The organism is Streptomyces sp. WAC05374 (genome assembly GCF_004353505.1).
In the GTDB taxonomy this organism is placed as follows: domain Bacteria; phylum Actinomycetota; class Actinomycetes; order Streptomycetales; family Streptomycetaceae; genus Streptomyces.
The window spans coordinates 13,381-32,327 of sequence record NZ_SMNQ01000012.1; the positions used below are offsets into that span (position 1 = coordinate 13,381).

An 18,947-nucleotide genomic window follows, 5' to 3' on the forward strand; every position below is an offset into this window, starting at 1 on the left:
GCGTACCTCATTGCGGTACGGCACCCCCCGGTCCGGCTGCCGCGGACCCCGCTCGGGTCCACGGCGACCGGTCGAGGGCCGTCCCCCTCGACCGGACTTCGTGGATCGCTCACCCGCGTCGGACGCGGGCCGGCGATGTGCGCCTCAGGGGGTCAGCCCTGGGCGGCGATGCGGGCGAGGCGCTGGGCCTCGTCCCGGGTGGAGCGCGCGACGGCGTCCTCGTCGACGGTCAGCAGGCGGTTGTTCTCCACGATCTGCTTGCCGTTGACGAACGATGCGGTGACCGGGGCCGCCGCACCGAAGACGAGGGCGGTGACCGGGTCGGCGATGGAGGCGTGGGCGAGGGTGTCGAGCTTCCACAGCACCAGGTCGGCGAGCTTGCCGGCTTCCAGGGAGCCGATCTGCGCGGCCCGGCCGAGGACCTGGGCGCCGCCGTAGGTGCCGAGGCGCAGCGCCTGGCGGGCGTTCAGGGCCGCCTCGCGGTGCACCGGGTTGAGGCGGTTGATCAGCAGGGCGTTGCGCAGCTCGGTGTGGAGCTCACCGGACTCGTTGGAGGCGGTGCCGTCGACGCCGAGGCCCACGGGGACGCCGGCCTTGAGCATGTCGGGTACGCGGGCGATGCCGGCGGCGAGGCGGGCGTTGGACGAGGGGCAGTGGGCGACACCCGTCTTCGTCCGGGCGAAGGCCTCGATGTCGGAGTCGTTCATGTGGACGCAGTGCGCCATCCACACGTCCTCACCGAGCCAGCCGGTCGACTCGAAGTAGTCGGTCGGGCCCATGCCGAACAGTTCCTTGCAGAACTGCTCCTCCTCCACGGTCTCCGAGCCGTGGGTGTGCAGGCGCACGCCGAGGCGGCGGGCCAGCTCGGCGCCCTGCCGGAGCAGTTCGGTGGAGACGGAGAACGGGGAGCAGGGCGCGACGGCGACCTGGGTCATGGCGTCGAAGGAGGCGTCGTGGTGCTTCTTGACGGTCTCCTCGGTGGCGGCGAGGGCGCCCTCGAGGGTCTCGACGGCGAAGTCCGGCGGCAGGCCGCCGTCCTTCTCGCTGCGGTCCATGGAACCACGGGCCAGGGTGAAGCGGACACCCATCTCGGAGGCGGCCTTGATGATGGCGCCGGACAGGTCGCCGGAGTCCTTCGGGAAGACGTAGTGGTGGTCCATGGCGGTGGTGACGCCGCCGCGGGCCATCATGGCCAGGGAGCCCTGGGCCGCCGCGTACCCCATCTGCTCGTCGATGCGGGCCCACGTGGGGTAGAGGGCGACGAGCCAGTTGAACAGGTTGTGGTCGGTGGCCAGGCCACGGGTGATCCACTGGTAGAAGTGGTGGTGCGTGTTGATCAGGCCGGGGGTGACGAGGTGGCCGGTGGCGTCGATGCGCCGTACGACGTTCTCCAGGCCCTCCGGGGCCTTGCCGGCTCCGATGGACTCGATCCTGTTGTCCGCGATGACGAGGTGACCCGAGGCGTACTCGGTGTCATTGGCGTCGACGGTCGCGATCGCGCAGTTCTCGATCACGATGCGCTGGGCTGCCGAAGGTGCCATGGTGCTTCCTTCTTCGTTCGGTGGTGGCTGTGTGGGCACGGCAGGACCCTAGGAGGATTTGAGTGCCGGGACCGTGTGACGGCTCCGGGTGCCGAGATGGTGGAAGAACAGGTTGAGCAGGACCGCGACGAGCGCTCCGGCGCTGATCCCGGACCCGAGGACGGTCTGTGCCCAGGCCGGGAAGTCCGCGTAGAAGGTGGGGGCGGCGAGCGGGATGATGCCCGCTCCGAGCGCCACGGCCACCAGGATGATGTTGGAGCTGTCGTCGAGGCCGGCCTCGGAGAGCGTACGGATGCCGCTGACGGCGATCGAGCCGAACAGGACGATACCGGCGCCGCCGAGGACGGGCATCGGGACGAGCGAGACGACCGCGCCGAGCACCGGGAACATCCCGAGCACGAGGAGGGCGCCGCCGGCGACCGCGACGACGTAGCGGCTGCGCACCCGGGTGAGGGAGACGACGCCGACGTTCTGCGCGAAGGCCGAGGTGGGGAACCCGCCGAAGACGGGGCCGATCAGGGTGGCGATGCCGTCCGTGCGCAGGCCGCGGGTGATGGTGCGGCCGTCGGTGCGGCGTTCGCAGATCTCGCCGAGGGCGAGCATTCCGGCGCTGGACTCGGTCATCAGCACCAGCATCACGATGCACAGGGAGAGGATCGCGGCGGGCTGGAACTCGGGCGTGCCGAAGGCGAACGGCGACGGCAGGGCGGCGACCGGCGCCTCCTTCAGCGCGGCGAAGTCGGCCATCCCGAAGGGGATCGCGGCGAGCGTGCCGGTGAACAGGCCCAGCAGCAGGGCGATCTGCTTGACGAAGCCCTTGCCGAAGCGCTGGAAGAGCAGGATCACGACGAGCGTGAAGGCGGCGAGCGCCAGGTACCTCATGGCACCGAAGTCGGCGGCGTGCTTGTCGCCGCCCTGGGCCCAGCTCACCGGCACGGGCATCAGGGTCACCCCGATGAGGGTGATGACGACGCCGGTGACCAGCGGGGGGAAGAAGCGCAGAAGCCTGCCGAAGAAGGGTCCGACGGCGAGGCAGAACACTCCGGCGACCATGACCGCACCGTAGATCGCGGGCAGTTGGCGGCCGGGGGCGCTGGTCTCGGCGATGGCGAGCATCGGGGCGATACCGGCGGAGGAGGCGGCGTTGACGAACGGCAGCCGGTTCCCGGCGATGTTCGTGACACCGATGGTCTGGAGGATGGTGGCGAGGCCGGCGATGAGCAGGCTCGCCGCGATCAGCCGGGTCATCCCGGCGGCGTCCAGACCGACGGCCTGGCCGATGATGAGCGGAGGGGTGACGACGCCCGCGTACATGGCGGCGATGTGCTGGAGCGCGGCGGGGACGAGCCGCGAGAAGGGGAGCTTTTCGTCCACCGGATGGCAGGGGACCTTCTCCGGTGGGGTGGAACACGGGCCTTCCGGTGCCGGCCCCGTGGCGGGCTGTGCCATTGCTGTTCCCTCCGGTCCGATGACCGCCCCGCCCTACTGCGGGCGCGCGCGGGCGGTCATCGGCCTGGCAATCAGAGGTTGGTCATGTCGACCGGGATCTGCGGCTCCACACCGTCCCGGAGGATGGTGGCCTCGATGAGGCCGTACGGGCGGTCGGCCGCGAAGTAGACCTCGTTGTCGTTCTTCAGACCGAACGGCTCGAGGTCGACCAGGAAGTGGTGCTTGTTCGGCAGGGAGAAGCGCACCTCGTCGATCTCCGACCGGTTGTTGATGATGCGCGAGCCCATCTGGTACAGCGTCTGCTGGAGGGAGAGCGAGTACGTCTCCGCGAAGGCCTGGAGCATGTGCTTCTTGACCTGCTCGTACGACCTCTCCCAGTTGGGCATCCGCTGCTCGTCGTCGGTCCAGTTGAACCGCCAGCGGCCGGAGACCTGGGTGGCCAGGATGCGGTCGTACGCCTCCTGGAGGGTCGTGTACTTGTCCTTCACGTACCCCCAGAACTCCGAGTTGGTGGAGTTCATGACGACCAGGTCCTTCAGGCCGGAGATGACCTGCCAGTTCTCACCGTCGTAGGTGATCTCCGAGACGCGGGTCTCCTGGCCCTTGCGGACGAAGGAGTGCTTGACCTCGTCGGCGCCGATGAACTTGGAGTTGGCGTCGGAGGTCTCGATGCGCTCCCAGGCGTACTCCTCGATGCGGATGCGCGCCCGGTGGATCGGCTCCTGCGACGTCACGAAGTGACGGGCGAGGTGGATGCCGAACTGCTCGGCGGACTCGATGCCGTACTCCTTGGCGAACGCGTACACCGTGTTCTTGGTGGTGTCGGTCGGCAGGACGTTGGCGTTCGAGCCGGAGTAGTGCACGTCGTCCATGTCGCCGGAGAGGGCGACCGAGACGTTCAGGTCCTTGATGTGGTGGGTGTCGCCGTCCCGCGTGATCTTGACGACGCGGTTCTCTGCTTTGCCGTACTGGTTCTGGCCGAGAATCGTGGGCATGTGTCTGCTAGCTCCCTCGGTAAACGGAGTAGCCGAACGGGTTGAGCAGCAGCGGTACGTGGTAGTGCTCGCCCGGGACGACGGCGAACGTGATCGCCACCTCCGGGAAGAACGCGCCGCTGTCCCTTACGCGGGGGGCGTCCTGCTGCGCCTCGGCTTGCTTCTTGTCGAAGTACGCCTCGGTCTCGAAGTCGAGACGTACGTGGGTGGTGCCTTCCGGCAGGGCCGGCAGGTCCTTGCAGCGCCCGTCCGCGTCGGTCGCCGAGCCGCCGAGCGCCACCCACTCCGCGCCGGAGCCGCTGCGGGCCGACAGGGAGATGGCGACGCCCTCGGCGGGACGGCCGATGCTGGTGTCCAGGATGTGCGTGGACACCGATGCGGTGGTTTCCGTGCTCATGCGGCGCTCTCTTCCTCTACGAGACGGGTCAGCCGGATGCGGTTGATCTTGCCCAGTTCGGTGCGGACGATCTCCCGCTCCTGCTCGGGCGAGTTCCCGATCCGGGTCCGGACCGCGTCGCGCATCTGCTCACCGGTCCTGCCGGTGGCGCAGATCAGAAAGACGTGACCGAACTTCTCCTGGTAGGCCAGGTTCAGTTCGAGCATTTCGGCCTTGAGGTCCTCGGAGGCGCCGGCCATCCCGCTCTGCTCGCGGGAGGAGGTCGGGTCACCCGGCTTCGGGCGGCCGATCGGCGGGTGCCCCGCCATCGCCTCGGCCAGGTCCTCGGCCGTCAGCTCCGCCATGGCGGCGTCGCTGGCGAGGAGGAGGGCCTCGGTGGTGGCGTACGGGCGCTGGGCGAGCAGTTTGCTCCCCCACGCCGAGCTGGCACACACCTCGTGCAGGGCGGCGAGCGCGTCGCTGTCCGCGGAGGTGTTGAACCGGGCGAGGCCCGGTGTCGAACCTGAAGTCACGGGAGCCTCCGTGGCTGTTTTCCTGTGCTTGGACGGGCTGCGGATAGCTAACGCCCTCCCCCAACGCCCCGTCAACACTTTGTTGAAACTTCGGTGACACAAAAGCCGCCGTCCCGGCATCTGGACGGCGGCTGACCCCGCAGCGTGCTCAGCTACTCACTCTTCGCGGCATTCTCCCTGTTCAAGTAGTTGTAGACGGTGAAGCGGCTGACCCCGAGAGCGCCCGCCACCGTCTCGACGCCATGGCGGACGGAGAAGGCGCCCCGCGCCTCCAGGGTCCGTACGACGGCCTGTTTGGTCTTGCGGTCCAGCTCCGACAGCGGCTTGCCGTGGCGCCGCTCCATCGCCGCGAGGATGTGGTCCAGGGAGTCGGCGAGCTGGGGCAGCCGTACGGCGAGGACGTCCTCGCCCTCCCAGGCGAGCACGACGTCGTCGTCCGTGGCCTCCTGCGGTCCCAGTATCTGGGCGCCCATGGCGTCGACCAGCGGCTTCACCGCGGTGACGAGGGGGTGATCCCCGGGTCCGGTCGTCACTTCTCGTCCTCCCCGATCACGTTGACCTGCAACGACACCCGGGTGGCGCCGGCGCCCAGGGCCTGGCGGAGGAGGGCGTCGACCGCGGTGAGCACCGCGTCCGCGCCGCCTTCGGCCGTGTTGCCGAACGGGCCCACGTCCACGGCGTCCAGGTCGGCCGCCTGGATGACCTCACGGGCCACCACCGCGTGCGCCGGTGCCTCGTCCAGGTCGAAGGGCTCTGTCGTGAACTCCACTCTCAGTCGCTGCATGCCCCCACGTTAAGCAATGGCGGCGACCGCGTGCGACGGACGGGGGCTACCGGCCCGTAGAGCAGGTGACACAGGCCGACAGGGAGGGACGCGGGTGATGGCGACGGAACGGGGTTGCGGGGCGGCGGACGGTGGGGCGGTCGGGGGTTGCGCGGCGGGCGGTGGGGGGGCGGGGGGGGGGGGGGTGGGGGGTGGGGGCGCGGGTGGTGCGGGCGGGGGCGTTGGGGCGGCGGGGGGGGGGGGCGGGTGGGTGGGGGGGGGGGGGGGGCGGGGGGCGGATGGGGGGGTGGGGCGCGGTCGGGGCGTGCGGGGCGCGGTGGTCGCGGCGGCGGCGATGACGGCGATGGCCGTGCTGACCGCCTCGCAGGCCCCCGGCGCGGTGGCCTCGGCGTCCCGTGCGGAGCCCCCCGCCGCGCCCGGGGCGAGCGTCTCCGGCGACTCCCCCTACCGGACGGAACTGCCGCCGCTGCGGGTGGCGGACGCGGCGGACGAGGGGCGGCGCGCGGCGGCGGGCCGGGCACCGGGAGGAGCACCGCAGGACGACCACGAGCGTGGTGGGGCCGACCGCGCGGAAGTACCGGGGCGTGGTCAGGGCGTCGGTGGTCGCGCCGCCGGGCGGCGGTGATCCGGCCGTGTCGGTGGTGTCGGCGTCGCCGGACCGGGCGGTCGTCCTGCTCTTCGTCAACCAGGTCACCACGAGCACGCAGGTGCCGGGGCCCCGGGTGGACTTGAACCGGGTCCGGATGACCCTCGCGCGTACCGGCGCCGGCTGGAAGGTGAGCGCCGTGGACGCGTTGTAGCAGGTTGTAGCGGTGTACAAGCCGCCGAGGCGCCTTTCGGGCCATCGCCCGGAAGGCGCCTTTTTAGTGGTCCGTTTTGCGGGCCGCTCTTGACAGCCCTCGCCCGCCCCAGGCAATCTTCCGTTAAGCAGAAACGAACTTCCGCAATACGGAAGGAGCGCCGAACCCCTCATGGGATACACGGACCAGCGCTTCAATGTGAACCTGTCGATCCTCTTCACCGAGCTCCCGCTCCTGGAGCGTCCCGCGGCCGCCGCCGCGGCCGGCTTCACCGCGGTCGAGCTGTGGTGGCCCTGGATCGAGACGCCGACGCCCGACCAGAGCGAGCTCGACGCCCTGAAGAAGGCTCTGGACGACGCCGGCACCAAGCTGGTCGGCCTGAACTTCTACGCCGGGCAGCTCCCCGGCCCGGACCGCGGCGCCCTGTCCGTCCCCGGTGAGGAGTCGGACCGCTTCCGCGCCAACATCGACGTGGCCGCCGACTTCGCCGCCTCCGTCGGCTGCAAGGCGCTCAACGCCCTGTACGGCAACCGCGTCGACGGCGTGGACCCGGCCGTCCAGGACGAACTCGCCCTGGAGAACCTGGTCCTCGCCGCCCGCGCGGCCGACCGGATCGGCGCGACGCTGCTGATCGAGACGCTCAACAAGCCGGAGTCGCCGCGCTACCCGCTGGTGAGCGCCCCGGCCGCGATCGAGGTCGTCGACAAGGTCAACGCGGCCACGGGCCTCGGCAACGCCAAGTTCCTCCTCGACATCTACCACCTGTCGATGAACGGCGAGGACGTCGGCCAGGTCATCGAGGCGTACGCCGCGAAGACCGGTCACGTCCAGATCGCCGACAACCCGGGCCGCGGCGCGCCGGGCACCGGCTCGCTGCCGCTGGAGGAGCTGCTCGACCAGCTCGCCAAGGCCGGCTACCAGGGCTGGGTCGGCCTGGAGTACAAGGCCGGCGACCGCCCGAGCGCCGAGTCCTTCGACTGGCTGCCGGCCGAGGCCCGCGCGGCCCGCTGACTTCCTTCCGCACCACCAGTTCTGAGAGGCACCCTCATGAGCAATCTCCCCAAGATCGCCTGGATCGGTCTCGGCATCATGGGCTCGCCCATGTCCGAGAACCTGCTGAAGGCCGGATACTCGGTCACCGGCTACACCCTGGAGCAGGACAAGCTCGACCGCCTGGCCAAGGCGGGCGGCACCGCCGCCGGCTCGATCGCCGAGGCCGTCAAGGACGCCGACGTGATCATCACGATGGTGCCGGCCTCCCCGCAGGTCGAGGCGATCTCCTACGGCCCCGAGGGCATCCTGGAGAACGCCAGGCAGGGCGCGCTGATCATCGACATGTCGTCGATCACCCCGCAGACCTCCGTCGACCTGGCGAAGAACGCCGCCGAGAAGGGCATCCGCGTCATCGACGCCCCGGTGTCCGGCGGCGAGGCGGGTGCCATCGAGGCCGTCCTGTCCATCATGGTCGGCGGCGAGCAGGCCGACTTCGACGAGGCCAAGCCAATCCTCGAGGCCCTCGGCAAGACCATCGTGCTCTGCGGCCCGCACGGCTCCGGCCAGACGGTGAAGGCCGCCAACCAGCTCATCGTCGCGGTCAACATCCAGGCGTGCGCCGAGGCCGTGGTCTTCCTGGAGAAGTCCGGCGTGGACCTCACCGCCGCCCTGGACGTCCTCAACGGCGGTCTGGCCGGTTCCACCGTGCTGACCCGCAAGAAGGACAACTTCCTGAACCGCGACTTCAAGCCCGGCTTCCGGATCGACCTGCACCACAAGGACATGGGCATCGTCACCGACGCCGCCCGCAACGTCGGCGCGGCCCTCCCGGTCGGCGCCGTGGTCGCCCAGCTCGTCGCCTCCCTGCGCGCCCAGGGCGACGGCGGCCTGGACCACTCGGCGCTGCTGCGCGCCGTCGAACGCCTCTCCGGTTCGCAGGTCTGAGCCTTCCGGCTCCCCCAGATCTCCGGGCGGTGTCGTCGCTGACACCTGTCCTGTCGCGCCCAGGCGGCGGCGCCGCCCGGAACACCTCAGCTTCACTTTCAACAAACTGTTGACGTGAGCTCGGGGGCGTACTTACGCTCCTCGCACCGCCAGCAGCTCCCGTACGTATCGGAAGGTCACGATGTCGAAGCGCGTGCTTACGACCGAGTCCGGCGCCCCTGTCGCCGACAACCAGAACTCCGCCACCGCCGGCGTCGGTGGCCCGCTCCTCCTCCAGGACCAGCACCTGCTGGAGAAGCTCGCCCGCTTCAACCGTGAGCGCATCCCGGAGCGTGTCGTGCACGCCCGCGGTTCCGGTGCGTACGGCTACTTCGAGGTCACCGACGACGTCACGGCCTACACCAAGGCCGACTTCCTGGGCGAGGTCGGCAAGCGCACGGACCTCTTCATCCGCTTCTCCACCGTCGCCGATTCCCTCGGCGGCGCGGACGCGGTCCGCGACCCGCGCGGCTTCGCGGTGAAGTTCTACACCGAAGAGGGCAACTACGACCTCGTCGGCAACAACACCCCGGTGTTCTTCATCAAGGACCCGATCAAGTTCCCCGACTTCATCCACTCGCAGAAGCGCGACCCGTTCACGGGCAAGCAGGAGCCGGACAACGTCTGGGACTTCTGGGCGCACTCCCCCGAAGCGACGCACCAGATCACCTGGCTGATGGGCGACCGCGGCATCCCCGCCTCGTACCGCCACATGAACGGCTACGGCTCGCACACCTACCAGTGGACGAACGCCCAGGGCGAGGCCTTCTTCGTCAAGTACCACTTCAAGACGAACCAGGGCATCCGCTGCCTGTCGTCCGAGCAGGCCGCCGAGGTGGTCGGCAAGGACGCCAACTCGCACCAGACCGACCTGCTCCAGGCCATCGAGCGCGGTGTGAACCCCTCCTGGACCCTGTACGTGCAGATCATGCCGGCGGCCGAGGCGGCGGACTACCGCTTCAACCCCTTCGACCTCACCAAGGTGTGGCCGCACGCCGACTACCCGCTCCAGCGGGTCGGCCGGATGGTCCTGGACCGCAACCCGGACAACGTCTTCGCCGAGGTCGAGCAGGCCGCCTTCTCGCCGAACAACTTCGTTCCCGGCATCGGCCCCTCCCCGGACAAGATGCTCCAGGGCCGCCTCTTCGCCTACGCGGACGCCCACCGCTACCGCCTCGGCGTCAACCACACCCAGCTCCCGGTGAACGCCCCCAAGGCGACCGTGGCCGACAACTACGGCCGGGACGGCTTCATGGCCACCCGCAACGGCTCGCGCCACGACAAGAACTACGAGCCCAACTCCTACGCCGGTCCCGCACAGACCGACGCGGCGCTCTCCGCCCCGCTGGCCGTCTCCGGCCACACCGGCACCCACGCTGCCCCGCAGCACGTCAAGGACGACGACTTCTTCCAGGCGGGCGAGCTGTACCGCCTGATGTCCCAGGAGGAGAAGTCCCGCCTCGTCGCGAACATCGCCGGCGGCCTGTCCCAGGTCTCCCGCGAGGACGTCATCGAGAAGAACCTCGCCCACTTCCACGCCGCCGACCCGGACTACGGCAAGCGCGTCGAGGAGGCGGTCCGCGCCCTGCGCGAGGACTGATCCGGCGACACCCAGACCGCGTACGGCTCCTGACGGGAGGTCGGAAGCCGTACGCAGTCCGCACCGCGGGCCCGGATGAGGGGTGGCCAACGGTACGGACAGCGTGAGGACCGCGGCGGCGAGCGTGCCAGTGCGGTGGTAAGGAATCCCGGCCACCTTCTTGACCTGAAGGAAGGCCCGGCCGGAACTCCGTCGCCGCCGCCGCGGTCCCAGCGCCACCACCTCCCCCCTGCACCCCCGTCCGGCGGCGCGAACGTCCTGTCGCACCAGCCTCGCACCGTCGGACGGTCACAACTTCACACCAACAGAAGAAGCCGGGGCGCGGAGTTGGGGTTTACGGTCCCCCAACTCCGCGCCCTTCCTCATGGCCGTGACCTGCGAGTCCGGCACCGCACCAGCGCCCCTCCCAGCCTTCGGGGCGCTTTCACCTGCCGGGGCCCTGATCCCCCCTAGGCTGTCCGGCATGATTCGCGCGGTAGCCCTGGACATTGGCGAGACCCTCGTACGAGATGACCGGTACTGGGCTTCCTGGGCCGACTGGCTCGACGTCCCCCGCCACACCCTTGCCGCACTCGTCGGCGCCGTCGTCGCACAAGGCCGCGACAACGCTGACGCTCTGCGCTTGCTGCGCCCAGGCATCGACGTCGCCGCCGAGTACCGCGCCCGCGAAGCTGCGGGCCGCGGCGAGCACCTCGACGAGACCGATCTGTACAAGGACGTCCGCCCCGCCCTCGCCGCGCTCCGCGACGCAGGTGTACGGGTCGTCATCGCGGGTAACCAGACGCGCCGCGCGGGTGAGCTGCTGCGCGCGCTGGACCTGCCGGCCGATCTGGTGGTCACCTCCGGAGAGTGGGGCTGCGCCAAGCCGGACGTTGAGTTCTTCGCCCGGGTCGTCGACGCCGGCAAGGCGCTGCCGCACGAAACCCTGTACGTCGGCGATCATCCCGCGAACGACGTCCATCCCGCCCGCGACGCGGGACTGCGGACCGCTCATCTACGTCGCGGCCCGTGGGGGTACCTGTGGGCCGACGACCCCGCCGTGCGGGCTGCGGCCGACCACCACATCGACTCGCTGCACGACCTGCTCGCCATCGTCCGAGGCTCGGCATGACCGCCGGCCGTGCCGGCCTCGGCCGCAGAGTCGCCTGCTTCCGCAGCATCGCCCGGCCACGGATGACGCAGCAGCGGCTCGCCGACCGGGCGGGCGTCGCGCTGGGCACGATCCGGAAGATCGAGCGCGGCGAGCGGGCCGCGAGCCCGCGCATGCTCGAAACCCTGGCCGACGCCCTCGGCGTCGACGTACCCCGGCTCCTCGGCGACGCCACCGCCACGTGCGCCGTGCGCGACGCCCTGCCGGCGATTTCCGACGCCATCGCGGTCTACGACATCCCGACCGACGGCCCCGTCCGCCCCTTGTCCCGGCTGGCCGGCGACGTGCAGCAGTGCACCGCGTGGCGCCTCGCCGCTCAGTACAAGCGGGTCGCGCACGCTGCCCCCGACCTGGTGCCCGAACTCGCCCGCGCGTTACACCAGGCGGATGAGGCGGACATCGAGCAGGTGGCGGCCCTGCTGGTGTCCGCGTACCGCAGCGTCGACGCCACCGCGTACAAGTACGGCGCCCGGGATCTCTCGGCGCGACTCATCGAACTCATGCGGTGGGCGGCCGCGCGATGCAGCGACCCTCTCGTCGCGGCGACCGTCGCCTACGTGCGGACCGAGATCTTTTTCGCCGCCCGCGCGCACCGGGCCGGCCTGGCAGCGCTCGAAACCGCCATCGACCGCGCTCCAGCCCCGACCGGCCCGGCGACGGCCGCCGCCCGTGGGGCGCTGCACATGCGGGCAGCCGTCATCGCCGCGCGCGCCGGCGACGCCACAGCGGCCCGCGTGCACCTCGCCGAGGCGGAGCGGCTCACCGAGCACGCCCCGGAGGGGCTTTACGGGGGCACGGCGTTCGGCCCGGACTCGGTGCGCGTCCACCGAGTGGCCGTGGCCGTGAGTCTCGGCGGTGACCACGTCGGCGAGGCGCTGGCCGCTGCCCACGCGTGGAAACCACCCACCGACATGCCGGCCGAGCGCCGCAGCGGGTTCTACATCGAGCTCGCCCGGGCGCAGCTCTGGGCCGGGCGGCCGGGTTACGCGTTCGAGTCGCTCACGGCCGCACGGCGCATTGCCCCGCTGCACACGCGCGAGCACCCATGGGTGCGTCACGACGTCGCCACCCTGCGGAGGCTGCGGCGCGGCGCGGCCCCGGCGCTCACGGCGTTCGCCGAGTGGTGCCACGCCGTCTGAGAGGTACCCCCCGCCGGGGTACTTCCGCCCGGGTGACCGGGACAACATCCATCCATGAGTGATAGCCGAGTCGTCGTTGTCGACGGGCCCGTAAGCATCGCGCGCTCGCATGGCGAGGCGTACGTGAGAGCGTTGGAGAGGACGTCCGGCCCCGGCCACCCGCTGTACGCGCACCGGGCCTGCGCCACCGAGCACCGGGTGCGAGCGCTGTACGAGGTCCTGCCGACCCCGGAGCCCGCGCCGTGAGCGCCCGCTGCGCCCACTGCGGCTCCGGTGAGCACGTCCTCGTCGTCGCCGTGCGAGAGGGCCAGGACGTGTGGGCCTGCCGCGCGCACGCGCGCAAGCTCGCCGCGCCCGTCGACGACGAACTCGCCGCCCTGGCCTACTACCAGAGCCGGCGTCGCGGCACCCGCTGAACTCCGCCCGCTGCCCACGACCGACGGCGGGGGCGGCGCGGCGGGCGGGCACCACCACCCCGCCACCATCCGGCAGCACCTACGCGGGAGGTACGCAGATGAGCAGCACCACGAGCGCCGACGGCGGCAAGCACGGCGGCGAGCCGTCCGACAAGCCCTGGACCCCGCCGCCCTCCCCGCCGTCCCCCGACGGGTCCGGCCCGAGCAAGCACACCGACGGGAGCTGATGTGACCACCGCCCAAGTGGGCGGGCACGCCGCGCTCGTAGAGAGCCTCTACGGGCGCGGTCTGCTCGACGAGACATGGCGCGCCGTCTGGCACGCCGTCCCCCGCGCACCCTTCATCCCCCGTCAGGCATGGCGGCAGGGCCCGACGACGTGTGAGCCGCTCACCACCGAGGCCGAGCGGCTAGCCCTGATCCATTCCGACGAGCCGGTCGTCATCCAGATCGACGACGGTGAGCCGGACGGCCCCGGTATCGCCACCTCGTCCAACAGCCAGCCGAGCATGGTCGCCCGCATGCTCCGTCTGCTGGAAGTCGAATCCGGACAGCGCGTGTTGGAGATCGGCACCGCGTCCGGGTACGTCGCCGCGCTGCTCTCCCGCCGCCTCGGCGACTCGGCGGTGTACAGCGTCGAGGTCGACCCCGGCCTGGCACACCACGCGGCCGCCGTTCTCCGCGCGGCCGGGTACCGGCCCAACCTCGCGTGCGCGGACGGCGAGTGGGGCCGGCCCGACCAGGCCCCGTTCGACCGCATCATCGCCACGTGCGCGCTCCGGACGGTCCCGCACTCGCTGGTGCAGCAGCTCGTCCCGAACGGCGTCCTTGTCGCACCGGTCGCCCGCGACTTCTGGAGCGGCGCCGTCGTCCAGCTCACCACCGACGGAAGCGGCATCGCGGCCGGCCGGTTCCAGGGCGGCGCGTCGTACATGCCGATGCGCTCCCACCGGTCGGCCGACCCTCTGCCGGTTGACCAGTCGTCGTGCCGGGCCACCCCGACGAGCGTCGACCCGCGCGAGCTGCTGACGCTCGGGTTCGCGCTCTACGCGGGCGCTCGCCTGCCGGCGGTGCGCATGGTGCATGCTGACCGGAATGACGGCGCCCAGGTCTGGTTGCAGGACCAGGACGGTTGCGCGGCGACCGCCGTCACCGGCGAGAGCTCACATGAGTACGGGGCCCGCAGCCTGTGGCGCGAAGTGGAGCGGGTCCATCAGGAGTACATCGCCCTCGGCTCGCCCGAGGCCCGCGACTTCGGGCTGACGGTCACGGCCCGCGGCCATCAGGTGTGGCTGCACCACCCCGAGCGGATCATCGAGCCCGCACCGGTGCGCGCGCCCGCCCATTGAGACCGCCCCGGCTGCCCGGCCCGTCCGCTGCGGCCGGGCGGGTGCCCACCCCGCGCGGAGTCCCGTTGTCAGTGGCGCCGCCTACCGTGGAACACGTCCTTACCCGCGCTGCTGGCTGCCGCGTGCTGCGGACCGATCGGCCCCGCCCGGAACAGCGCCCGGACGGGGCCGTCAGCGTGCTCGCCCGGTCAGTCGCCGAGCAGCCGCCAGGTGGTGAGCGCGAGCGTGGCCCGCAGCAGTCCGTGCGGCTCGGTGAGTTCGACGCCCAGGGTCCTCGCGATCTGGTCGAGCCGGCGGGCGACGCTGCTGTGGTGCAGGTGCAGCAGGTCGGCGGCCCTGCGCAGGGAGCCGGTGGCGCAGTAGGCCTCCAGCGTCGCGAGGTCCTCCGGTACGGCCGCGACACGGGCGACGGCGGCCACGTCGGCGTTGGTCCGCGCGGTGTCCCGGGGCACCTGGGCGAGCAGCGCCAGCGCCCCCAGCTCGCCGTGGTGGACGACCGGTCTGCGGGTGGTGGTGAAGCGCAGGGCGGTGCGGGCCTGCTCCCAGGAGCGGTCCGGGCCGCCGGCCGCGCCGATGCCCGCGTGGACGCCCGCCGGGAACGCGGCCCGGTCCACGGTGGTCGCCAGGAGGACGCCCACGTCGCCGAGCGGTGCCGCCTTCACCGGGCGGGCCGGGCAGATCAGGCCGCCGACCCGGTCCAGGGGCAGCCGGGACCGTACGGCGACGACCTGGACCGGCAGGTCGGCGGCGAACCCCAGCAGCCGCAGCGCCCGCGTGCGGGCCGCCTCGTCGGTGCCGGGGCTGATCACCAGCTCCACGAGCGCGGGGTCGGCCATGGTGGTGCGCTCCGGGCCGTACCGCTCGGCGACCGCCGCGGCGGCGATGGCGAGCCGGTCCAGCAGCACCTCGTCCAGCGGGACGGGCGGGCCCGGCCGCTCCAGCCACACCGTGCCGATCTCCTCCTCGTCGAGGGTGACCGGCGCGGACGAGGACGCAGGTGACGGCGGCCCGGCGGCCTCCGCGCCGTCCGGCGCGCAGCGGATCGTGCGCCCCGTGCCGTGGAGGCGGACACCGGCCACGCACTCGGCGAGCCCCGCGGAGGCCCGGGCGAGCGCCGGAAGATCCACCCGCCGGCGCATCAGCGTGTCGTAGAACATGATGACGCGCAGCGCGCCGTCGACATGTGCGTCGAGCCCCGACAGACGTACGGCAAGTGCCTCCATGCCAGGGAGCATAGGCGCCGATCGGCGCGTGATCCCCCACGGATGCCCGACAGTTGGCGGATGATCGCGGGGGCGGCCCGCCGCGAGGATGGCCGGCATGGATCCCGAACTCGAAGCGTTCATCCCGTTCTTCCCGAAGGCCGACCTGGCCGACCCTGCCGCCCAGCGCAAGGGCCTCGCCGGCCTGGCGGCCAGGGTGCCGCCGCCCGACACCACGGGCATGGAGATCGAGGACCGTACGGTCCCGGGCGACCCCGGCGTGCCGGTGCGGATCTACCGGCCGCACGGCGCGCGGGGCGCCGTCGTCTGGCTGCACGGCGGCGGATTCGTCATGGGCGACGTGGACACCGAGCACCCCTGGGCCGGGCGCATCGCGGCCGGCTCCGGCGCCGTGGTGGTGTCCGTGGGCTACCGCCTGGCCCCCGAGCACCCGTTCCCGGCCGCCCTCGAGGACGCCCGTGCCGCGCTGGCCTGGACGGCCGCGCACGCGGCCGAACTGGGCGTCGACCCCGGGCGGATCGCGGTCGGGGGGCACAGCGCGGGCGGGGGCCTCGCGGCCGCGCTGACGCTGTGGGCGCGCGACCGGCAGGGGCCGCCGATCTGCTTCCAGCTCCTGAACCAGCCGCAGCTCGACGACCGTCAGGAGAGCTGGTCGGCCCGGAACTTCACCGACACACCGTGGATCGACCGCGACAAGGTCACCGCGTCGTGGCGGCACTACCTGGGCGGCACACCCGCCACGCCGTACGCCGCTCCCGCACGGGCCGAGGACCTGTCCGGCCTGCCGCCCGCCCACATCGCCACCGCCGAGCTGTGCCCCAACCGCGACGAGGACATCGCCTACGCGCTGCGCCTCCTCCAGGCGGGCGTCTCGGTGGAGCTGCACCAGTGGCCCGGCACCTTCCACGGCTCGCAGGCGCTGCTGTCCGCCGGTGTGTCGCAGCGTCAGATCGCCGAGCTCTCCGCGGCCCTGCGCCGCGCCCTGACCGACTGAACCGACGAGAGGACCCCGAGCCATGAACACCAGACTGGCCCTCTGCGCGGCCGTCGCCGCACTGACCGTGTGCACGGGCATGGTGGCGCCGCTGCCCGCGGCCGGCGCGGTGAACGCCGCGCCGGCCGGCGGCACGAGCCCCTCCGAGGGCATCGATCCGGCGGGGCTGGCGTCCGCCCTGGACGCCGTCCACCGGGCGGGCGTACCGGGGGTGTACGCCCAGGTCCGCGACGGCGACCGGGTGTGGCGCGGCGCCTCCGGTGTGGCGGACCTGGCCACCGGCCGCCCCGTCCGGCCCGACATGCGGCACCGCGTCGGAAGCATCACCAAGACCTTCACCGCCGCGGCGGTCATGCAGCAGGTCGAGCGGGGCCGTGTCCGGCTCGACGCGCCGATCGGCGACTACCTGCCGCACCTGGTGCCCGGGGAGCGCGGCAGGAAGATCACCGTGCGGATGCTGCTCAACCACACCAGCGGCCTGCCCGACTACATCCCCTACGCCTTCCCGTCCATCCAGGCGTTCCCCTCCCTGCCGGACATGTCGTCCAAGAGCCTGGACGACAACCGGTTCCGGCAGTTCCACCCCGCCGAGCTGATCGCGCTGGGGCTCGCCGCCCCGCCCGCCGGCGAGCCGGGAGGCCCCACCGGGGTGTACTCCAACACCAATTACCAGCTCCTCGACCAGCTCCTCGAGAAGGTGACCGGAACGACCGCCCAGCGGTACATCACCCGCAACGTCATCGAGCGGGCCGGGCTGCGGCACACCGAGTTCCCCTCCGGCACGCGCATCAAGGGCCCGCACTCACGGATGTACGAGGCCATGTTCGGCGTGATCGACCCGCCGCGCGACTACAGCGTCTACAACATGTCCTGGACGGGCGCGGGCGCCGCCCTGGTGTCGACCATGGACGACCTCAACCGCTTCTACGCCGAGCTGCTGCGCGGCCGGATCGTGTCCCCGTCGTCGCTGGCCGAGATGCGTCGCGCCGTGCCGGTCCGCGCCCTGGACGGATCGACCATCCAGTACGGCCTCGGGCTGCACAAGGTCGACATCCCGGGCTGCGGCACCTTCTGGGGCCACGACGGCACGGTCTGGGGCGCGGGCACGATCTCCCTCACCCGCGACGACGGCCGGCGCCAGATGTCCGTGGCGGTCAACCTCCAGCGGTGGAACAGGGTCGGCCCGGGCGGCGAGCCGCTCCCCCACCCCATCGACGGCGCGCTGGAGGCGCTGTTCCAGCGGGCGACGTGCGGTGACGGGGGCACCGGGGCCCGGACCGAGTAGCGTCCTCAGCCGTAAGGACGGGCTTCGTCCCCGGACTGAGGACGGGCCGCGTCCTGAGTGCGAGGACGGGTGGCGTCCTCAGTTGGAGGACGGGTCGATCAGTTTGTCCAGGGCCCTCCTCACCGCCTCGTACGCCGCCGCCGACATCTCGTCCGTCGCCTGCTGCTCCTGCCGGCGTGCCCAGTCCCGGGTGACCCGGATGCGGCGGAGCAGTTCGTCCGCGTCCACAACATCTGTCATGCGGGCCGGGTACCCCGGTTTCGCGGAATGGAGCACAGGGGTGTCGGTTACGCAGGGTGGGTAGTACCCGGACGGGACGCACCCAGCGTCCCGTCGGCAGCTCCGGAAAGGGGGGCCATGGCGTGGTATCCCGCTGCGACGCGCATGGAGTTGCAGCCCGAGTCGGACGCCCAGGCGGCGATCCGGCCCACCCAGTTCATCCTGCACAGCATCGCCGCCCCGTGGACCGCGCGCCGGATGTACGAGTACTGGCGTGACTCGACGAACCTGGAGAGCCACTTCGGGCTCGGGTACGAGGGGGACCTCGGGCAGTACATCGGCACCGAGACCCGCGCGGACGCCAACTACCAGGCGAACCGCCGCCCCGACGGCACCGGGGCGGTGTCCATCGAGACGGCGTCCAACCTCAAGCACACCGACCCGTGGACCGGCGCGCAGGTCGAGCAGTTGATCCGGCTCGGGGTGTGGCTGCACCAGCGGCACGGCATCCCGCTGCGGATCTGCCGCAGCGCGTCCGACCCCGGATACGGCTACCACCGGCTGCACGCCGCGTGGTCGAGCGGCGGTACGGCGTGCCCGGGCGACGCCCGGGTGCGCCAGTTCAAGAACGTCGTCTTCCCGGGGATCGTCGCCCGGGCGAGCGGCTCGCCACAGGAGGAGGACCCCATGCCCACCGTCATCAACGAGACCCAGGAAGGCGGCCCCGCACTGACGGCGGGAACGTACAAACAGTTGGCCATGGCCAACGACGCGGCACTGCTCCAGGGCCCGTGCGCCTACTCCGCGACCGCGTACGCCACGGTCAGGGGCCAGGCCGGCACGCGCGTCACCATGCGCTTCCAGGACTATCACCTCACCACCAAGCACCGGTCGCTCGACCTGCCCATCGACGCGGGCACCATCGGCCCGGACGGCCTGCTGAACGTGGCCGTCACGCGCAACGGGGTGCTGGACCGCGACGAGGTGTTACGGGTGGAGATCAAGGCCGACCGGGCCGCCAGCGTCGAGTGGCGCGTGCTGCGCGCCCTGCGCTGGTCCTCCTGAGGGCGGCGCGACGCGCGGCGGCCCCCGTCCCGGGACTTCTCCGGTACGGGGGCC

23 protein-coding genes are annotated in these 18,947 nt (G+C 71.8%); 14 read left to right on the plus strand and 9 right to left on the minus strand.

Annotation, left to right across the window (positions count from 1 at the left end; all coding sequences use genetic code 11):
• Positions 1-152 precede the first annotated feature (152 nt).
• From E2B92_RS21795 to E2B92_RS21825, 7 genes are all read right to left on the minus strand, one after another.
• Positions 153-1,541, minus strand: a complete 1,389-nt coding sequence (locus E2B92_RS21795; protein ID WP_126888716.1) for an 8-oxoguanine deaminase — start codon at positions 1,539-1,541, stop codon at positions 153-155.
• 48 nt (positions 1,542-1,589) lie between these two features.
• Complete coding sequence (locus E2B92_RS21800; protein WP_126888717.1) at positions 1,590-2,990, minus strand: nucleobase:cation symporter-2 family protein; 1,401 nt, start codon at positions 2,988-2,990, stop codon at positions 1,590-1,592.
• Between the two features lie 71 nt (positions 2,991-3,061).
• Complete coding sequence (pucL, locus tag E2B92_RS21805; RefSeq protein ID WP_126888718.1) at positions 3,062-3,985, minus strand: factor-independent urate hydroxylase; 924 nt, start codon at positions 3,983-3,985, stop codon at positions 3,062-3,064.
• A gap of 7 nt (positions 3,986-3,992) precedes the next feature.
• Positions 3,993-4,382 (minus strand): hydroxyisourate hydrolase, encoded by a 390-nt coding sequence (gene uraH, locus E2B92_RS21810; protein WP_084900072.1) that lies wholly within the window; start codon positions 4,380-4,382, stop codon positions 3,993-3,995.
• Positions 4,379-4,894: a 2-oxo-4-hydroxy-4-carboxy-5-ureidoimidazoline decarboxylase gene (uraD, locus tag E2B92_RS21815; RefSeq protein ID WP_126888719.1), complete on the minus strand. Its 516-nt coding sequence runs from the start codon at positions 4,892-4,894 to the stop codon at positions 4,379-4,381. Before uraD ends, uraH begins: the two co-directional genes overlap by 4 nt.
• Positions 4,895-5,046: 152 nt before the next feature.
• Complete coding sequence (locus tag E2B92_RS21820) at positions 5,047-5,367, minus strand: helix-turn-helix domain-containing protein (RefSeq protein ID WP_126888722.1); 321 nt, start codon at positions 5,365-5,367, stop codon at positions 5,047-5,049.
• 56 nt (positions 5,368-5,423) lie between these two features.
• Positions 5,424-5,678 (minus strand): hypothetical protein, encoded by a 255-nt coding sequence (locus tag E2B92_RS21825; RefSeq protein WP_133087651.1) that lies wholly within the window; start codon positions 5,676-5,678, stop codon positions 5,424-5,426.
• 286 nt (positions 5,679-5,964) lie between these two features.
• Between E2B92_RS21825 and E2B92_RS33015 the strand changes: the two genes are divergently transcribed.
• The 11 genes from E2B92_RS33015 to E2B92_RS21870 all read left to right on the plus strand — a co-directional run bounded on the left by E2B92_RS33015 (position 5,965) and on the right by E2B92_RS21870 (position 14,107).
• Positions 5,965-6,303, plus strand: coding sequence for a hypothetical protein (locus E2B92_RS33015; protein WP_200840167.1), 339 nt, complete (start codon positions 5,965-5,967; stop codon positions 6,301-6,303).
• Between the two features lie 7 nt (positions 6,304-6,310).
• Positions 6,311-6,478: a hypothetical protein gene (locus E2B92_RS34160; protein WP_443070293.1), complete on the plus strand. Its 168-nt coding sequence runs from the start codon at positions 6,311-6,313 to the stop codon at positions 6,476-6,478.
• Positions 6,479-6,649: 171 nt separating this feature from the next.
• Positions 6,650-7,489, plus strand: a complete 840-nt coding sequence (locus tag E2B92_RS21845; protein ID WP_126887901.1) for a TIM barrel protein — start codon at positions 6,650-6,652, stop codon at positions 7,487-7,489.
• A 36-nt stretch (positions 7,490-7,525) separates the two neighbouring features.
• Positions 7,526-8,416, plus strand: a complete 891-nt coding sequence (locus E2B92_RS21850) for a 2-hydroxy-3-oxopropionate reductase (RefSeq protein ID WP_126887902.1) — start codon at positions 7,526-7,528, stop codon at positions 8,414-8,416.
• Positions 8,417-8,597: 181 nt separating this feature from the next.
• A complete protein-coding gene (locus E2B92_RS21855) occupies positions 8,598-10,055 on the plus strand; it encodes a catalase (RefSeq protein WP_126887903.1) in 1,458 nt (485 codons plus the stop codon).
• A gap of 463 nt (positions 10,056-10,518) precedes the next feature.
• Positions 10,519-11,166 (plus strand): HAD family hydrolase, encoded by a 648-nt coding sequence (locus E2B92_RS21860; protein ID WP_126887904.1) that lies wholly within the window; start codon positions 10,519-10,521, stop codon positions 11,164-11,166.
• Positions 11,163-12,344 carry a helix-turn-helix domain-containing protein gene (locus tag E2B92_RS21865; protein WP_126887905.1) on the plus strand — a complete coding sequence of 394 codons (1,182 nt, stop codon included), beginning with the start codon at positions 11,163-11,165 and terminating at the stop codon, positions 12,342-12,344. The genes E2B92_RS21860 and E2B92_RS21865 overlap by 4 nt, the downstream gene beginning before the upstream one ends.
• Positions 12,345-12,467: 123 nt before the next feature.
• Positions 12,468-12,590: a hypothetical protein gene (locus E2B92_RS33825; RefSeq protein WP_268830919.1), complete on the plus strand. Its 123-nt coding sequence runs from the start codon at positions 12,468-12,470 to the stop codon at positions 12,588-12,590.
• Positions 12,587-12,760 (plus strand): hypothetical protein, encoded by a 174-nt coding sequence (locus tag E2B92_RS32725; RefSeq protein ID WP_160159771.1) that lies wholly within the window; start codon positions 12,587-12,589, stop codon positions 12,758-12,760. Before E2B92_RS33825 ends, E2B92_RS32725 begins: the two co-directional genes overlap by 4 nt.
• Before the next feature lie 98 nt (positions 12,761-12,858).
• On the plus strand, positions 12,859-12,987 hold the full coding sequence (locus tag E2B92_RS33830; protein WP_260604415.1) for a hypothetical protein: 129 nt from the start codon (positions 12,859-12,861) through the stop codon (positions 12,985-12,987).
• Position 12,988: 1 nt separating this feature from the next.
• Positions 12,989-14,107 (plus strand): protein-L-isoaspartate O-methyltransferase family protein, encoded by a 1,119-nt coding sequence (locus E2B92_RS21870; RefSeq protein ID WP_126887906.1) that lies wholly within the window; start codon positions 12,989-12,991, stop codon positions 14,105-14,107.
• Between the two features lie 188 nt (positions 14,108-14,295).
• On the opposite strand, the gene E2B92_RS21875 is transcribed toward E2B92_RS21870, so the two are convergent.
• Positions 14,296-15,330 carry a helix-turn-helix domain-containing protein gene (locus E2B92_RS21875; RefSeq protein WP_126887907.1) on the minus strand — a complete coding sequence of 345 codons (1,035 nt, stop codon included), beginning with the start codon at positions 15,328-15,330 and terminating at the stop codon, positions 14,296-14,298.
• A gap of 97 nt (positions 15,331-15,427) precedes the next feature.
• Between E2B92_RS21875 and E2B92_RS21880 the strand changes: the two genes are divergently transcribed.
• Both E2B92_RS21880 and E2B92_RS21885 read left to right on the plus strand, forming a co-directional pair.
• Positions 15,428-16,324: an alpha/beta hydrolase gene (locus E2B92_RS21880; RefSeq protein WP_126887908.1), complete on the plus strand. Its 897-nt coding sequence runs from the start codon at positions 15,428-15,430 to the stop codon at positions 16,322-16,324.
• A 22-nt stretch (positions 16,325-16,346) separates the two neighbouring features.
• A complete protein-coding gene (locus E2B92_RS21885) occupies positions 16,347-17,609 on the plus strand; it encodes a serine hydrolase domain-containing protein (protein WP_235023915.1) in 1,263 nt (420 codons plus the stop codon).
• A gap of 78 nt (positions 17,610-17,687) precedes the next feature.
• On the opposite strand, the gene E2B92_RS33020 is transcribed toward E2B92_RS21885, so the two are convergent.
• Positions 17,688-17,849, minus strand: a complete 162-nt coding sequence (locus tag E2B92_RS33020; protein ID WP_185923700.1) for a hypothetical protein — start codon at positions 17,847-17,849, stop codon at positions 17,688-17,690.
• Between the two features lie 117 nt (positions 17,850-17,966).
• Here E2B92_RS33020 and E2B92_RS21890 point away from each other — a divergent pair, with 117 nt between their 5' ends.
• A complete protein-coding gene (locus tag E2B92_RS21890) occupies positions 17,967-18,893 on the plus strand; it encodes a peptidoglycan recognition protein family protein (protein ID WP_126887909.1) in 927 nt (308 codons plus the stop codon).
• The last annotated feature ends 54 nt before the right edge of the window (positions 18,894-18,947 follow it).

Bases quoted from the DNA above. Each gene is read 5' to 3' on its own strand.
- E2B92_RS21845 (WP_126887901.1), top strand. From the start codon at position 6,650: ATGGGATACACGGACCAGCGCTTCAATGTGAACCTGTCGATCCTCTTC.
- E2B92_RS21820 (WP_126888722.1), bottom strand. From the start codon at position 5,367: ATGGGCGCCCAGATACTGGGACCGCAGGAGGCCACGGACGACGACGTC.
- E2B92_RS21885 (WP_235023915.1), top strand. From the start codon at position 16,347: ATGAACACCAGACTGGCCCTCTGCGCGGCCGTCGCCGCACTGACCGTG.
- E2B92_RS21865 (WP_126887905.1), top strand. From the start codon at position 11,163: ATGACCGCCGGCCGTGCCGGCCTCGGCCGCAGAGTCGCCTGCTTCCGC.
- E2B92_RS21890 (WP_126887909.1), top strand. From the start codon at position 17,967: ATGGCGTGGTATCCCGCTGCGACGCGCATGGAGTTGCAGCCCGAGTCG.
- E2B92_RS21825 (WP_133087651.1), bottom strand. From the start codon at position 5,678: ATGCAGCGACTGAGAGTGGAGTTCACGACAGAGCCCTTCGACCTGGAC.
- E2B92_RS21850 (WP_126887902.1), top strand. From the start codon at position 7,526: ATGAGCAATCTCCCCAAGATCGCCTGGATCGGTCTCGGCATCATGGGC.
- E2B92_RS33830 (WP_260604415.1), top strand. From the start codon at position 12,859: ATGAGCAGCACCACGAGCGCCGACGGCGGCAAGCACGGCGGCGAGCCG.
- pucL (WP_126888718.1), bottom strand. From the start codon at position 3,985: ATGCCCACGATTCTCGGCCAGAACCAGTACGGCAAAGCAGAGAACCGC.
- E2B92_RS21860 (WP_126887904.1), top strand. From the start codon at position 10,519: ATGATTCGCGCGGTAGCCCTGGACATTGGCGAGACCCTCGTACGAGAT.
- E2B92_RS21875 (WP_126887907.1), bottom strand. From the start codon at position 15,330: ATGGAGGCACTTGCCGTACGTCTGTCGGGGCTCGACGCACATGTCGAC.
- E2B92_RS21795 (WP_126888716.1), bottom strand. From the start codon at position 1,541: ATGGCACCTTCGGCAGCCCAGCGCATCGTGATCGAGAACTGCGCGATC.
- E2B92_RS21800 (WP_126888717.1), bottom strand. From the start codon at position 2,990: ATGGCACAGCCCGCCACGGGGCCGGCACCGGAAGGCCCGTGTTCCACC.
- uraH (WP_084900072.1), bottom strand. From the start codon at position 4,382: ATGAGCACGGAAACCACCGCATCGGTGTCCACGCACATCCTGGACACC.
- E2B92_RS33020 (WP_185923700.1), bottom strand. From the start codon at position 17,849: ATGACAGATGTTGTGGACGCGGACGAACTGCTCCGCCGCATCCGGGTC.
- E2B92_RS21855 (WP_126887903.1), top strand. From the start codon at position 8,598: ATGTCGAAGCGCGTGCTTACGACCGAGTCCGGCGCCCCTGTCGCCGAC.
- E2B92_RS21880 (WP_126887908.1), top strand. From the start codon at position 15,428: ATGGATCCCGAACTCGAAGCGTTCATCCCGTTCTTCCCGAAGGCCGAC.